Source organism: Pseudomonas sp. RL_5y_Pfl2_73 (assembly GCF_963970515.1).
Lineage (GTDB): Bacteria > Pseudomonadota > Gammaproteobacteria > Pseudomonadales > Pseudomonadaceae > Aquipseudomonas.
Genome location: NZ_CAXAPD010000004.1, coordinates 184,034 through 198,264, shown reverse-complemented (window position 1 = coordinate 198,264; position 14,231 = coordinate 184,034). Strand labels below are relative to the sequence as shown.

At 60.2% G+C, this 14,231-nt stretch carries 13 protein-coding genes; 7 read left to right on the top strand and 6 right to left on the bottom strand.

Annotated elements, in window-relative coordinates:
* Nucleotides 1-10 precede the first annotated feature (10 nt).
* Nucleotides 11-1,006 carry an ArsR/SmtB family transcription factor gene (locus AACY42_RS05615; RefSeq protein ID WP_339477472.1) on the bottom strand — a complete coding sequence of 332 codons (996 nt, stop codon included), beginning with the start codon at nucleotides 1,004-1,006 and terminating at the stop codon, nucleotides 11-13.
* 271 nt (nucleotides 1,007-1,277) lie between these two features.
* On the opposite strand from AACY42_RS05615, the gene tkt reads away from it, so the two are divergent.
* The 6 genes from tkt (at nucleotide 1,278) to fba (ending at nucleotide 7,605) form a co-directional block, all read left to right on the top strand.
* Entirely contained in the window at nucleotides 1,278-3,275 is a 1,998-nt protein-coding gene (tkt, locus tag AACY42_RS05610) for a transketolase (RefSeq protein ID WP_339477470.1), read from the top strand.
* Nucleotides 3,276-3,473: 198 nt separating this feature from the next.
* The gene (gene epd / locus AACY42_RS05605; protein ID WP_339477468.1) at nucleotides 3,474-4,529 is read left to right on the top strand and encodes an erythrose-4-phosphate dehydrogenase; all 1,056 of its coding nucleotides are present in this window, start codon (nucleotides 3,474-3,476) and stop codon (nucleotides 4,527-4,529) included.
* 24 nt (nucleotides 4,530-4,553) lie between these two features.
* Nucleotides 4,554-5,717 (top strand): phosphoglycerate kinase, encoded by a 1,164-nt coding sequence (locus AACY42_RS05600; RefSeq protein WP_339477465.1) that lies wholly within the window; start codon nucleotides 4,554-4,556, stop codon nucleotides 5,715-5,717.
* Nucleotides 5,718-5,748: 31 nt separating this feature from the next.
* Nucleotides 5,749-5,970, top strand: coding sequence for a hypothetical protein (locus tag AACY42_RS05595; protein ID WP_339477462.1), 222 nt, complete (start codon nucleotides 5,749-5,751; stop codon nucleotides 5,968-5,970).
* Nucleotides 5,971-6,026: 56 nt separating this feature from the next.
* The gene (locus tag AACY42_RS05590) at nucleotides 6,027-6,359 is read left to right on the top strand and encodes an MliC family protein (RefSeq protein WP_339477460.1); all 333 of its coding nucleotides are present in this window, start codon (nucleotides 6,027-6,029) and stop codon (nucleotides 6,357-6,359) included.
* 181 nt (nucleotides 6,360-6,540) lie between these two features.
* Nucleotides 6,541-7,605 (top strand): class II fructose-bisphosphate aldolase, encoded by a 1,065-nt coding sequence (gene fba, locus AACY42_RS05585; protein WP_003177554.1) that lies wholly within the window; start codon nucleotides 6,541-6,543, stop codon nucleotides 7,603-7,605.
* A 481-nt stretch (nucleotides 7,606-8,086) separates the two neighbouring features.
* On the opposite strand, the gene AACY42_RS05580 is transcribed toward fba, so the two are convergent.
* The 5 genes from AACY42_RS05580 to AACY42_RS05560 all read right to left on the bottom strand — a co-directional run bounded on the left by AACY42_RS05580 (nucleotide 8,087) and on the right by AACY42_RS05560 (nucleotide 11,786).
* Nucleotides 8,087-8,401, bottom strand: coding sequence for a type II toxin-antitoxin system RelE/ParE family toxin (locus AACY42_RS05580; protein ID WP_339477458.1), 315 nt, complete (start codon nucleotides 8,399-8,401; stop codon nucleotides 8,087-8,089).
* Nucleotides 8,402-8,680, bottom strand: a complete 279-nt coding sequence (locus tag AACY42_RS05575; protein WP_339477455.1) for a ribbon-helix-helix domain-containing protein — start codon at nucleotides 8,678-8,680, stop codon at nucleotides 8,402-8,404.
* Between the two features lie 683 nt (nucleotides 8,681-9,363).
* Nucleotides 9,364-9,648 carry a hypothetical protein gene (locus AACY42_RS05570; RefSeq protein ID WP_053182665.1) on the bottom strand — a complete coding sequence of 95 codons (285 nt, stop codon included), beginning with the start codon at nucleotides 9,646-9,648 and terminating at the stop codon, nucleotides 9,364-9,366.
* Nucleotides 9,649-10,111: 463 nt separating this feature from the next.
* Complete coding sequence (locus AACY42_RS05565; protein ID WP_339477451.1) at nucleotides 10,112-10,780, bottom strand: polysaccharide lyase family 7 protein; 669 nt, start codon at nucleotides 10,778-10,780, stop codon at nucleotides 10,112-10,114.
* Nucleotides 10,781-11,114: 334 nt separating this feature from the next.
* Nucleotides 11,115-11,786 carry a polysaccharide lyase family 7 protein gene (locus AACY42_RS05560; protein WP_339477448.1) on the bottom strand — a complete coding sequence of 224 codons (672 nt, stop codon included), beginning with the start codon at nucleotides 11,784-11,786 and terminating at the stop codon, nucleotides 11,115-11,117.
* 321 nt (nucleotides 11,787-12,107) lie between these two features.
* Here AACY42_RS05560 and AACY42_RS05555 point away from each other — a divergent pair, with 321 nt between their 5' ends.
* Entirely contained in the window at nucleotides 12,108-14,231 is a 2,124-nt protein-coding gene (locus AACY42_RS05555) for a putative bifunctional diguanylate cyclase/phosphodiesterase (RefSeq protein WP_339477445.1), read from the top strand.

Genomic DNA, 14,231 nt, shown 5'->3' with positions numbered 1-14,231 from the left:
TTCCTACAAGTTACCGTTTGTGAGTGTCGCCAGTGGGCCGCTGAAAGTGGCGAACCTGGATCTGGAAACCATTACGTAAGCCTACATAAAGGCTTTCCCCGGGCACGAGGCCCGCAGCGGTGGCCCAGCGGGCCAGGTCGTCCTGTTCAAATCCGAGCCAGAGATCGCCGCAGGCCTCCCTGGCCCAGCTCTGGTTGTGGCTGCATAACTCCGTCACCAGCAGGCTGCCGCCCGGTTGCAGCAGGCCGGCCATGTGCCGGAGTGCATCGGCCGGAGCGGCGAAATGATGCAGCACCATGTTCAATACCACGCAGTCGGCCTGCTGGCTCATGCCATCCAGTGCATCGGCCAGTTGCAGGCTGACGTTAGCCAAAGCTTCGCGTTCGCACACCTGACGCGCCAATTCGAGCATGGCCGGGCTGTTGTCCAGCGCCGTCACCTGGCTGAAGCGTCGCGCCAGTTCTGGCAGAAAGGCGCCATCGCCTGGGCCGACTTCGATCGCCGTGGCGGTGGGTTCGAAACTCAGTTTGTCGAGCAGCGCCACGACGCTTTCGCGGTATTGCGGCAGTCCGGCGATCAGGTCTTGCTGGGCGCGAAATTTCTCGGCGACCCGTGCGAAGAAGTCCTGGCTGGCGGCGGCCCGTTGTCCGTGTACCTGGGCAATACGGGCCTGCACGTCGACCGGCAGGTTCAGCGCATCCACCTCGTCCAGCAGCGCCGCGTGCAGCTTGCCACCCAGCAGGTCGGTGTGGGGCAGGGCGCGGCGATAGAAGATGGCGTTGCCTTCCCGGCGGGTCGCCACCAGATCGGCCTGGGCCAGGACCTTGAGGTGGTGGCTCATGCCGGACTGGCCGATGCCGAAGATCTGCGCCAGCTCCAGCACGCCGAACGAGTCGTTGGCCAGGGCGCGCAATACATTGAGCCGCAGCGGATCGCCGCCGGCCTTGCAAAGGGCCGCCAGCTCATCGCAGTCGTCATGGCGAATGGAAGGCACGGGTAAGTTCATAGTGGGGCAGTCTAGTGAGGGGGCTGGAACCCTGCAAGTTCAATATCAAAAAGTTTTGATATTGGTGGATGAATGGCACTTCTCAGCCCGTGCTTGACTCTACAAACCATCAGCAGAAAGGTTTCACCTGGCGAATGCGACTTTATCCACCGGAAAAACACCCACGGATGACTATCTGTCATTGCCCCGGGGTGGGTGGGTGAGGGAAAATGCTCGCCTTTTTCAGTTTCGTTTTATTCATTCTCGATTCAATACCCGCAGGAGAACAGCGATGCCCAGCCGTCGTGAGCGTGCCAATGCCATTCGTGCCCTTAGCATGGATGCCGTGCAGAAAGCCAACAGCGGCCACCCAGGTGCCCCCATGGGTATGGCGGATATCGCCGAGGTGCTTTGGCGCGATTACCTCAAGCACAGCCCGAGCAACCCATCGTTCGCCGACCGTGACCGCTTCGTGCTGTCCAACGGCCACGGTTCGATGTTGATCTACTCGTTGCTGCACCTGACCGGCTACGACCTGTCGATCGATGACCTGAAAAACTTCCGCCAGATGCACAGCCGCACCCCGGGCCACCCGGAATACGGTTACACCCCAGGCGTGGAAACCACCACCGGTCCATTGGGCCAGGGCTTGGCCAACGCCGTGGGTTTTGCACTGGCAGAAAAAGTCCTGGCGGCGCAATTCAACCGCCCCGGCCATAACGTCGTCGATCACCACACCTACGTATTCCTGGGTGATGGCTGCATGATGGAAGGCATTTCCCATGAAGTCGCCTCCCTGGCCGGCACCCTGGGCCTGGACAAGCTGATCGCCTTCTATGACGACAACGGCATCTCCATCGATGGCGAAGTAGAAGGCTGGTTCACCGACGACACCCCCAAGCGCTTCGAAGCGTACAACTGGCTGGTGATCCGCAACGTCGACGGCCACGATCCTGAAGAGATCAAGACCGCCATCGAGACCGCCCGCAAAAGCGCCCAGCCGACCCTGATCTGCTGCAAGACCACCATCGGTTTCGGCTCGCCGAACAAGCAAGGCAAGGAAGACTGCCACGGCGCCCCACTGGGTGCCGAGGAAATCGCCCTGACCCGCGCTGCGCTGAAGTGGGACCATGGCCCGTTCGAAGTCCCGGCCGACATTTACGCCGAGTGGGATGCCAAGGAAAAAGGTCGTGCGTTCGAAGCTGAATGGGACCAGCGTTTCGCGGCGTATTCCGCCGAATTCCCTGAGCTGGCAAACGAGCTGGTGCGTCGCCTCAGCGGCGAGCTGCCGGCCGACTTCGCCGCAAAAGCCTCGGCGTACATCGCTGAAGTCGCTGCCAAGGGCGAAACCATCGCCAGCCGCAAGGCCAGCCAGAACACCCTGAACGCCTTCGGCCCATTGTTGCCGGAACTGCTGGGCGGTTCGGCCGACCTGGCCGGTTCCAACCTGACCCTGTGGAAAGGCTGCAAAGGTGTCAGTGCCGAAGACGCCAGCGGCAACTACATGTACTACGGCGTTCGCGAGTTCGGCATGAGCGCGATCATGAACGGCGTGGCCCTGCATGGCGGCCTGGTGCCTTACGGCGCGACCTTCCTGATGTTCATGGAATACGCCCGCAACGCCGTGCGCATGTCGGCGCTGATGAAAAAACGCGTGCTTTACGTGTTCACCCACGACTCCATCGGCCTTGGCGAAGACGGTCCGACGCACCAGCCGATCGAGCAGTTGGCGAGCCTGCGTTGCACGCCGAACCTGGACACCTGGCGCCCATGCGATGCCGTGGAATCGGCAGTGGCGTGGAAACACGCCATTGAGCGTAACGACGGTCCATCGGCGCTGATCTTCTCCCGTCAGAACCTGCAGCACCAGAACCGCGATGCCGACCAGATCGGTGATATCGTTCGCGGCGGCTACGTGCTCAAGGACTGCATCGGCGAGCCTGAACTGATCCTGATCGCCACCGGCTCCGAAGTCGGCCTGGCCGTCCAGGCCTACGACAAGCTGACCGAGCAGGGCCGCAACGTGCGCGTAGTGTCCATGCCTTGCACCAGCGTGTTCGACGCCCAGGATGCCGGCTACAAGCAAGCGGTGTTGCCGCTGCAGGTCAGTGCGCGGATCGCCATCGAGGCGGCCCATGCCGATTACTGGTACAAGTACGTGGGCCTGGAAGGCCGCGTGATCGGCATGACCACCTACGGCGAATCGGCGCCTGCGCCGGCGCTGTTCGAGGAATTCGGCTTCACCCTGGAAAACATCCTGGGTCAGGCTGAAGAGCTGCTGGAAGACTAAGACACGACGCGGTGGTCCAGACCACCGCGCTTCCTGTAGGCGCTGATGAGTGAAACGAGGTTGCGATCCTTTGATCTTGATCTTTTGCTTGAGATTCAAGTGTCAGGGGAAAGATCGCAGCCTCGTTTCACTCGTCAGCTCCTACAGGGATTTGTGTAGTTAGCGCGAATTCGTTTCCCGCGAGTATTGAGAACCCCCATGCCCCAACCGCGTCGCTACAAAGTTGCACTCAACGGCTACGGCCGGATAGGTCGTTGCGTCTTGCGTGCGTTGTTCGAGCGAGGGGCCAAGGCCGGTTTCGAGATTGTGGCGATCAATGATCTGGCCGACATGGCCAGTATCGAATACCTGACACGCTTTGACTCCACCCACGGCCGGTTCCCCGGCGAAGTCCGGGCTGAAGGCGATTGTCTGCATATTAATGGCGACTGCGTGAAAGTCTTGCGCAGCGCCACCCCCGAAGGCATCGATTGGGCTTCGCTGGATGTCGATCTGGTGCTCGAGTGTTCCGGTGCCTATCACACCCGCGAAGACGGCCAACGTTTTCTCGCTGCCGGCGCGCCGCGGGTGCTGTTTTCCCAGCCGATGGCCAGTGAAGCGGATGTCGACGCCACCATCGTCTACGGTGTGAACCAGGATTGCCTGACCGGCAAAGAACGGCTTGTGTCCAACGCGTCCTGCACCACCAACTGCGGCGTGCCGCTGTTGCGCCTGCTGGACCAGGCCATTGGCCTGGAATACGTGTCGATCACCACCATCCACTCGGCGATGAACGACCAGCCGGTGATCGACGCCTACCACCATGAGGACTTGCGCCGCACCCGTTCGGCGTTCCAGTCGGTGATTCCAGTGTCCACTGGTCTGGCCCGCGGCATTGAACGGCTGCTGCCGGAACTTGCGGGGCGAATTCAGGCCAAAGCCGTGCGGGTGCCGACGGTCAACGTGTCCTGCCTCGACATTACGATGCAGACCGTAAGCGATACCGACGCCACCGAGGTCAACCGGATCCTGCGCGAAGCCGCCACCAGCGGTCCGCTCAAAGGCCTTCTGGCCTACACCGAGTTACCTCATGCCAGTTGTGATTTTAACCATGACCCACATTCGGCCATCGTCGATGCCAGCCAGACCCGTGTTTCCGGGCCTCGGCTTGTGAACATCCTGGCCTGGTTCGACAACGAATGGGGGTTTGCCAACCGAATGCTGGACGTTGCCGAGCATTACCTGCAAACCGCTTCTAAAAAACCTGCTCTCTAAACAGTTACCCAGGAATTGCGACCCATGACCGTGTTGAAGATGTCCGACCTCGATCTGCAAGGTAAGCGCGTACTGATCCGCGAAGACCTCAACGTCCCCGTCAAGGACGGTGTTGTCACCAGCGACGCGCGTATCCTGGCCTCGCTGCCGACCATCAAGCTGGCCCTGGAAAAAGGCGCGGCCGTGATGCTCTGCTCCCACCTGGGCCGTCCGACCGAAGGCGAGTTCTCGGCCGAAAACAGCCTCAAGCCGGTAGCCGATTACCTGAGCCGTGCCTTGGGCCGTGACGTGCCATTGGTCGCTGACTACCTGGGCGGCGTGGACGTGAAGGCCGGCGATGTCGTGCTGTTCGAAAACGTACGCTTCAACAAGGGCGAGAAAAAGAACGCCGACGAACTGGCCCAGCAATACGCCGCCCTGTGCGACGTGTTCGTGATGGACGCGTTCGGCACCGCCCACCGTGCCGAGGGTTCGACCCATGGCGTGGCGAAGTTCGCCAAAGTCGCCGCCGCAGGCCCGTTGCTGGCTGCTGAACTGGACGCACTGGGCAAGGCCCTGGGCTCCCCGGCCCAGCCGATGGCTGCCATCGTTGCCGGCTCCAAGGTCTCCACCAAGCTGGACGTGCTCAACAGCCTGAGCCAGGTCTGCAACCAGTTGATCGTCGGCGGCGGCATCGCCAACACCTTCCTCGCCGCTGCGGGTCACCCGGTCGGCAAATCCCTGTACGAACCGGACCTGCTGGACACCGCCCGGGAAATCGCCGCCAAGGTCAGCGTACCGTTGCCGGTAGACGTGGTCGTAGCCAAGGAATTCGCAGAAAGCGCCACCGCCACCGTCAAGCTGATCGATGACGTGGCCGAGGACGACATGATCCTCGACATCGGCCCGCAAACCGCCGCCAACTTCGCCGAGCTGCTGAAATCTTCCAAGACGATCCTGTGGAACGGCCCGGTCGGTGTGTTCGAGTTTGACCAGTTCGGCAACGGCACCAAGGTGCTGGCCCAAGCCATCGCCCAAAGCGCTGCGTTCTCCATCGCCGGTGGCGGTGACACCCTGGCGGCCATCGACAAATATGGCGTGGCCTCGCAGATCTCCTACATTTCTACCGGCGGCGGCGCATTCCTCGAGTTCGTCGAAGGCAAAGTGCTGCCTGCCGTAGAAGTCCTGGAAAGCCGGGCCAAGGCCTGAAGCGCCATTGACCAGGCAAAGGAGTGTTCTGATGGTCAAGACGTTCACGTTGCTGTTGGCCGCAACGGTGCTGGCGGCCTGTTCGAGCAGCTCGAAGGAAACGGCGCCCGAGACCGGGGCGCCGCCTGAAAAGGGCTGCTACCAGGCCGACTGGCAGGCCGAGACCAACCCTGTGCTGAACAAGCGTTCCGGGCCGGATGGCCTGGACAAATACGAGACGCAAACCCCGATCAAGGAACATGGGTGTCCTTGATGGGTCAGACTTTTTACTCATGGCTGGCGGCGCGCGTCGTCAGTCGAGGAACACCGATGAAAGGCTTGATCGCCGTTGTGGCGTTGGCATTGCTGGGCGGTTGTGCGCAGTTGGACTTTTTGCGCACGTCTGAACCTGTTGAAGGTTGGACGACCTGGACCTGTGACAGCGAGGCCAAAGTGCTCTGGCGCTACACCGACGCCGCCCGCAAGGACGTCGATGTACGCCTGGGCGGCGCCGATAAGGTTTATCGCCTCAAGCTTGAGCCGGGTGCTGAAGGTTCACTGTACAGCGATGACATGCTGGCGTTTCACGTCAAGGGTGAGGAAGGCCTGGTGTATTGGGTCGCCACCAATGACTTGATTGGGCGTGGCTGCAAGGCTGATTGATCCACTGAGATCTGATGTGGGAGCGAGCAAGCCCGCTCCCACAGGGACCTCTATACGTTTTGAGATTTTGCAACACCGAACACGCCGCTCGGGCCGACCCCCGATCCGCAATGACTTGAATAGCCGCCGCCGCTCCGGCAGGCTGGCACGATTAACGACCCTCGACCGGGAGAGAGACACAATGGCACTTATCAGCATGCGTCAGATGCTGGACCACGCAGCCGAGTTCGGCTACGGCGTTCCAGCCTTTAACGTCAACAACCTTGAGCAGATGCGCGCCATCATGGAAGCCGCTGACAAGACAGACTCTCCGGTGATCGTCCAGGCTTCGGCCGGTGCCCGCAAATACGCTGGCGCGCCGTTCCTGCGTCACCTGATCCTGGCAGCGATCGAAGAATTCCCGCACATCCCGGTGTGCATGCACCAGGACCACGGCACCAGTCCGGACGTCTGCCAGCGTTCCATCCAGCTGGGCTTCAGCTCGGTGATGATGGACGGTTCCCTCGGCGAAGACGGCAAGACCCCGACCGACTACGAGTACAACGTACGCGTCACCCAGCAGACCGTCGCCATGGCCCACGCCTGCGGCGTGTCGGTGGAAGGTGAGCTGGGTTGCCTGGGCTCGCTGGAAACCGGCATGGCCGGTGAAGAAGACGGCATCGGCGCCGAAGGCGTGCTGGACCACAGCCAGATGCTGACCGACCCGGAAGAAGCGGCGGATTTCGTCAAGAAGACCCAGGTCGACGCCCTGGCCATCGCCATCGGCACCAGCCACGGCGCCTACAAGTTCACCAAGCCGCCAACCGGCGACGTGCTGGCGATCGACCGTATCAAGGAAATCCACAAGCGCATCCCCAACACCCACCTGGTGATGCACGGTTCTTCCTCGGTTCCACAAGAGTGGCTGGCGATCATCAACCAGTACGGTGGCGACATCAAAGAGACCTACGGTGTACCGGTTGAGGAGATCGTCGAAGGCATCAAGTATGGCGTGCGCAAGGTCAACATCGATACCGATCTGCGTCTGGCCTCCACTGGTGCGATGCGCCGGTTGATGGCGACCAATCCGAGTGAGTTTGATCCGCGTAAGTTTTTCGGTGCGACTGTGACGGCGATGCGTGATGTGTGTATTGCGCGTTATGAGGCGTTTGGTACGGCGGGTAATGCTTCCAAGATCAAGCCGATCTCTCTGGAGGCTATGTATCAGCGGTATTTGAAGGGTGAGTTGAACGCTAAGGTTAATTGATGTTTTAGCGTTGTTAGAAAACCCGCAGTGATGCGGGTTTTCTATGGGTGGGTTTCTTGGCTTTGTGTGTATATCCGTTTTTTTTGTAACGGCTACTTATGGTTCCGCCCTTACGGCGGCTCACTTTTGAAGAGCGCAAAAGTAAGCAAAACGCTTTTGCCCCACCACTCGGTGCCTCGCTAGGGCTCGGCATGCCCTCACTCCGGCATTGCTCCGTGGGCCCGCCGCGAAGGGCCATCCATGGCCCAGCGCGGCTATCCCGGCATCCATGCCGGGATGCCCACTGCGCAATACCTGCGTTCGGCCATCGTGGTTAACGGGGCGCCCGAGATCAACGTCCACCGCGAGGCGGCCTAACAGCCGACCTGGCTCTCCCGGTCGTACACCCGTTAGATCTGTGGGAGCAAAGCTTGCTCGCGATGGCGGTGGGTCTGCTTGCATCAATGCTGAATGTGCCGGCCTCTTCGCGGGCGGGCTTGCGTCAATCGTCCAGATCACTCTGCAAAGCGCCCTCAAAGTCCTGTCCGCCGTAAAAAACGCCCAAAATGGAAACCTGATCGGCTTCAACGGCAAAGGCGATCACGGTCCGTTTACGGTAGTTTGTGATGCGCAAACCCGGGCGTATATCGTCCCTCTGGTTCCCTCGGTGCGGGAATGTCTGTAGCTCTTCACAGTAGGACACGATGGCGTCGGTATACCGATGGGCAATTTCCGGCGACGCCGCTGTGGCAATGTAGCGATAGAGCGCAGCTAACTGCTCAAGGGCTTCCGGTGCAAACTCGACGGGATAGGCCATTTACGATTTTACAGTGGTGTTCTGGTGCTCTGCCGCCAATCGGGAGCGCACCTCATCAATGCTTAGGGTCCGCGAGGGGTCAGCTTTCAAGGCGTCGTAAGCTGGGGCTACTTGGCCTAGGAGCCAGTTTTCCAAAGCACGATCACGAGCCAACAGCGCCCGGAGGCCATCACGAATGACTTCACTTTCAGTGGCGTACTCGCCTGCAGCCACCTTGGCTTTCACTACGTCAGCCATTTGGTTAGGCAGCGTGATGCTGAACTGTTGAGTGCTACGCATGATAAGCCTCCTGGATAAGATGGGATTTAATCCTACTCTGCTCAAAAGAATATGCACATGACCTCCTGTCATCCTTGACGACTTTGCAGGGGGATTAGAGATGGGCTTGCTCGCGATGGCGGTGGTTCAATCGATGAATGTACCGGCCTCTTCGCGAGCAGGCTCGCACAACTGGATCGGATCACGACCATGAGAGCCAAGTCGCCTGTCAGGCCGCCTCGCGAGCAAGCTTTGCTCCCACAGGTCCTGCTCAAACAGAGCTGATGGGTGTACGACCGGGAGAGCCAGGTCGGCTGTCAGGCGCGCCTCGCGAGCAAGCTTTGCTCCCACAGGTCCTGCTCAAACAGAGCTGATGGGTATACGACCGCAAGAGCCAGGTCGGCTACTAGGCCGCCTCGGAAAGGACGTTGGTCTCGGCGCCCCGTTAACCACGATGGCCGAACGCAGGCATTGCGCAGTGGGCACCTCGGCATGGATGCCGAGGTAGCCGCGCTGGGCCATGGATGGCCCTTCGCGGCGGGCCCACGGAGCAATGCCGGAGTGAGGGCATGCCGAGCCTAGGCGAGGCACCGAGTGGTGGGGCAGGAGCGCTTTGGTTACTTTCGCGCTTTTCGAAAGTGACCCGCCGTCAGGGCGGAACCCTAAGCAGCCGTTACCGCAGCAATGGATATGCCCGCAATATTCTATTCTCCTTCGAGGCCGCGCTGTTCAATGACACCAAACACATCGGTGACATCCTGAACCAGGATCCGGGCGACGTTGGTGAGGGTATTGAAGTCGCTGGCGGCCGAATCGCGCAGGGTGGCGCAGGCCATGAGCGTCAAGTAGTCGAGCGTGGCATGTAAGCGTTCGCTGGCGCAGGCGTGGAGTTCAGTCAATGGGGCGGTGCTGTCGATGAACAGGATGGGTTGGGTGGTGGCGATCGGGGTAAGTGGCGTGAAACGGCTTAGCAATTGTTCAGTTTTCATGACAAACCTCTAACTCAAGAAAAAGTACTTACCACCGTTTGCTGCGAAACAAATTGGGTGGCAGCCATGTGCGGGTTCGCAGACCGAGGAGTTAGAGAAACCCGGCAGACCCGAAGATCTCCCACACACAGCCGCCATGAAAAGCCGAACGTAGGCAGGATTCGCCTATGTCGATTTTTGACGGTCGTGATTCTAACTCACCAGGGCTGCGAAACCCCCGCCCACTGACCAAAGCCAGCAGACAAGCCGAACTATAGAGGAGATTTTCGAGACCAAAATCGACCTGTAGGACGCACCGCCCCCCTGTGGCGAGGGAGCTTGCTCCCGCTCGGGGGGCGCAGCCGCCGTAAAGTCGGCACATGCGGTGGGGCTGACGGAAAGAGGGGGCTGCTTCGCAGCCCAGCGGGGATAAATCCCCTCGCCACAAGAGGGGATTTCCTACGAGATTATCGGAAGTGAAATTTCAGGTGTTGTGATCGATATCCAGCACGCTGAACGTCACTTTTCCACCTTCGCTGGTGTAACCGCTGTTGTCCTGCACATACACCCCAGCCTTGAAATACAACGGCTTGTCGCGCCAGGCGCCACCGACGGTGGTGTACCAACTATGACCGGCAGCGGTAATGCCAAGATCGCCGGAACGATCAAGATGAATTCGGTAAGAGAAGGACCGGTTCAGCTTCACCCCCGTAGCAACGGTAATCACCCTGCCTTCGCTGTCATCAGGCCGCATGCGGACCTTGGCGACGATGTTCCCGGTGGAGCTGTCTTCCTTGTATTGGTATTCCAGCTTGACCATGGGCTTGCTGCTGTCCTTGGCATGGATCTGTCCGATCACGATTTTGCCGCTGCTGGGCACCTGATTGACCACCAAACTTGCCCGTAGCTGGTTGTCGGCGTCGGGATAGACCCAGTTGCGCAAGGTGCCGTCCTTGTAGGTCTCTCGTAATTCGCTGCGCGGGTAAATGGCGTTCTCTGTCTTGGTGCCGGTCACCGGTGACCAGAAATACACCGTGCTGCCTTCGGAGTTGAAATATTTATCCTTGAACCCATCCACCAGCCGAGGCGTTTCAATGGTTTTCGGCGGGCTGCCCTCGGGGATGCTCAAGTTCCAGGTTGCTAGGTCGACCATGTTCGGATCCTTTCTGAGAAGAAGAAATGATTTACGCCACAGCCGGAGGCTCTAAGACGCGCTTTTGCTGAGGCCGGAAGGGGGGGCGCGGACGAGTGTTTGGCACGGTCGTCCGGCGGAGGGTTGGCGTCAACAGTCCGTCAGAGTTGTGTTTGTCGCTTTTGTGCCCGAGTCAAACGACCGCTGGTCGGCTTCCCCGATTTTTTTCGGAACTCTTGGGTGGTGGCTATTTGGTTCTTGCGTCGGGCGCGGGCAAAAAAACTGAAGTGGGGGGCTTCGAGGATGGACCGATAGCAGCGTTCCATGCTGCTAATGGGGGCGGGGAAGTGTGCGCTTAGCGGGCGGTGTGTTTGATTTCCAGCAGGCTGAACGTCACTTTGCCGCCTTCGGTGGTGTAGCCAGTGTTGTCCTGCACGTAGACGCCCGCTTTGAAATACAGCGGTTTGACCTTCCAGGTCGGGTCGATAGTGGTTCTCCAGTTGTAGCCCGCCGCACTGATGCCCAGTGCACCCTTCGGGCTGAGGTGGATCATGTAGGTAAAGCTGCGGTCGAGCTTCACGCCGGTGGCGATGGTGATGACCTGGCCGGATTCGTCGTCGGGGCGTATGCGCACCTTGGCGACGATGTTGCCGGTGGAGCTATAGGTTTTGTACTGGTACTCCAGTTTCACCATCGGACGGGGGCTGTCCTTGGCGTGGATCTGACCGATCACGATCTTGCCGCTGCTGGGCACCTGGTTGACGGTTACCGCTGCACGCAGGATGTTGTCCGCCGCCGGGTACAGCCAGTTGCGCAAGGTGCCGTCGCTGTAGGTTTCCCGCAGTTCGCTGCGTGGATATACCGCGTTTGCAGTCTTGGTGCCGGTCACCGGCGCCCAGAAGAACAGCGTACCGGTGTCGGAGTGGAAATATTCATCCTTGAATCCCTGGGCCAGCCGAGGCGTTTCGATGGTGATGGCGGGGCTGCCTTCGGGGATGCTCAAGTTCCAAGTGTTGAGGTCGATCATGGTCGAATCCTGCGTAACGGGTGTAAAAGTGCTGAGTGCCAAAAGCGGGAGGCTCTACTCCGAGCGTTTGGTGGGGTGATCGCGCAGGAAGGGGGTTTTGAGTCACCCTCCGGCGGATGATTGACGTCAATTGTCCGTCGAGGGTGGCATTGCAGTTTCTGTGCCCGAGGAGGGTGACCGTTAGTCGGCTATTTCGGGCTTTGTCTGGATGATGGCGCGTTGATACCTACTGCTTTCCACAATCCCGGTCTAGAGTGAGGGGACAGTATTTGTCCGCTTTGCTACGTAAAAACGGACGTGGCGCCCGATAAGAGAAGCAGCATGGAATGCGTGCAACCACCGCTCGGCGAAGACAGCTCTGTCCTTTTGATTGTTGATGATTACCCTGAAAACCTGCTCAGCATGCGAGCCTTGTTGCAGCGTCAGGATTGGCAAGTGATGACCGCGTCCTCGGGGGTCGAGGCGCTTAACCTCCTGCTTGAACACGACATCGATCTGGTTCTGCTGGATGTGCAGATGCCCGAGATGGACGGTTTTGAAGTGGCGCGCCTGATGCGCGGCAGCCAGCGCACGCGGCTCACGCCGATCATTTTCCTGACGGCCAACGAGCAATCCCAGGATGCGGTCATCAAGGGCTACGCCAGTGGCGCCGTGGATTACCTGTTCAAACCCTTCGACCCGCAAATCCTCAAGCCCAAAGTCCAGGCGTTGCTCGAGCACCAGCGCAATCGCCGGGCCTTGCAGCGCCTGAGCCAGGATCTCGAAGCGGCCAGGGCCTTTAATGCCTCGGTGCTGGACAATGCCGCCGAAGGCATCCTGGTGGTGGATGAGAATGGCTGTATTCGCTTCGCCAACCCGTCTACCTGCCGTTTGCTCAATGCTACTGCCGAGCAATTGCAGGGCATGCCGTTGCTGAATTTCCTGCAGAAACCGCACATCCCCGAGTGGCTCGATTCTGATATCCATAACGCCTATCGTCGGGGTGAAACCTGGCGATTGCATGATGCGGTCCTGCGCACGGCGCCCGGCCAGCAGGTGTCGGTGGCCTTGTCCTGTGCGCCGTTGCCGTCGGAGCAGAAGGCGATGGTGGTGACCCTTCAGGACATGTCCGTGGTTCGCCACTTGCACCAGCAACTCGAATACCAGGCTGTCACGGACCCGCTGACCGGTTTGCTCAACCGCCGGGGGTTCTACCAGACCGCAGAAAACCTGTTGATGCGCAGCGAGCGCCTGGAAAGCAACTGGGTGTTGCTGTATCTGGACCTCGATGGCTTCAAGCGGGTCAATGACTCGCTGGGGCACGATGCCGGGGACCGGGTGTTGCGCTGGGTGTCGGAGCAGTTGAAGGCGTGCCTGCGCCCCTTCGATATCCTGGCGCGCCTGGGCGGGGACGAGTTCACGGCGCTGTTGGACCTGGAATTCGCCGAGCAAGCGGCCAAGATCGCCGAGAAACTCATCGAGCGGGTCGCGATCTGCCAGCAGATCGAAGGCATGGACGTCGCACTGGGGGCCAGCATCGGCATCGCGACGTACCCCGATTGCGGCGCCAATCTCGATGGGTTGCTGCGGGCGTCCGACATCGCCATGTACGAAGCCAAGCGGGCCGGCCGCCAGCAATACCGTTTTTACGATCATGAAATGAACGGTCGGGCCCGTTCACGGCTGATGCTGGAAGAGAGCGTGCGCTCGGCCATCGAGAACCGCGACTTCAATATGGTCTACCAACCGCAGGTGAGCATCATCGATGGGCGGATCCGCGGGTTCGAGGCGTTGTTGCGCTGGCAGCACCCCAGTGTCGGTGATGTTCCACCGGGCCTGTTCCTGCCCTTGCTGGAAGAGGCGCGGTTGATCAGTCGCCTGGGCAGTTGGATTTATCATCGCAGCGCGGCCCAGCGCAAAGTCTGGGAGCGCTTGTTCGCTGACGACCTGGTGTTGGGGGTGAGCCTGAGCAGCACTCAGTTCGGCATGCCCAATCTGGTGACCGAGTTGCGCCAGGTCCTGGAGCGCCATGCCTTGAAGCCCAGGCAGCTGGAGGTCGAGGTGACCGAGGATGCGCTGATGCGCAACCCCGAGGAAACCCAAAAGCAATTGCGCCTGCTGCGTCACCTCGGGGTGCGGGTGGCATTGGATGACTTTGGTTCGGGCCCCTGTTCGCTGACGCATCTGCGCGACCTTGAACTCGATACCCTCAAGCTCGACCGGCACTTGATCGCCCGCCTGCCGGGATCGCCCCGGGATGCGGCGTTGGCCGCTTCGGTGATCGACCTGTGTACGCAACTGGGCTTGCGGGTGATTGCCGAAGGGGTGGAAACCTGCGAGCAATATGAGTGGCTGCAGGCCCATGGCTGTGAATACGTGCAGGGGTTCCTCGTGGCGCGGCCCTTGATGGCCGAAGACACCAATGCCTTCGCCACGCCGTTCGACTGGAGCGCGGTGCAGGCTTGA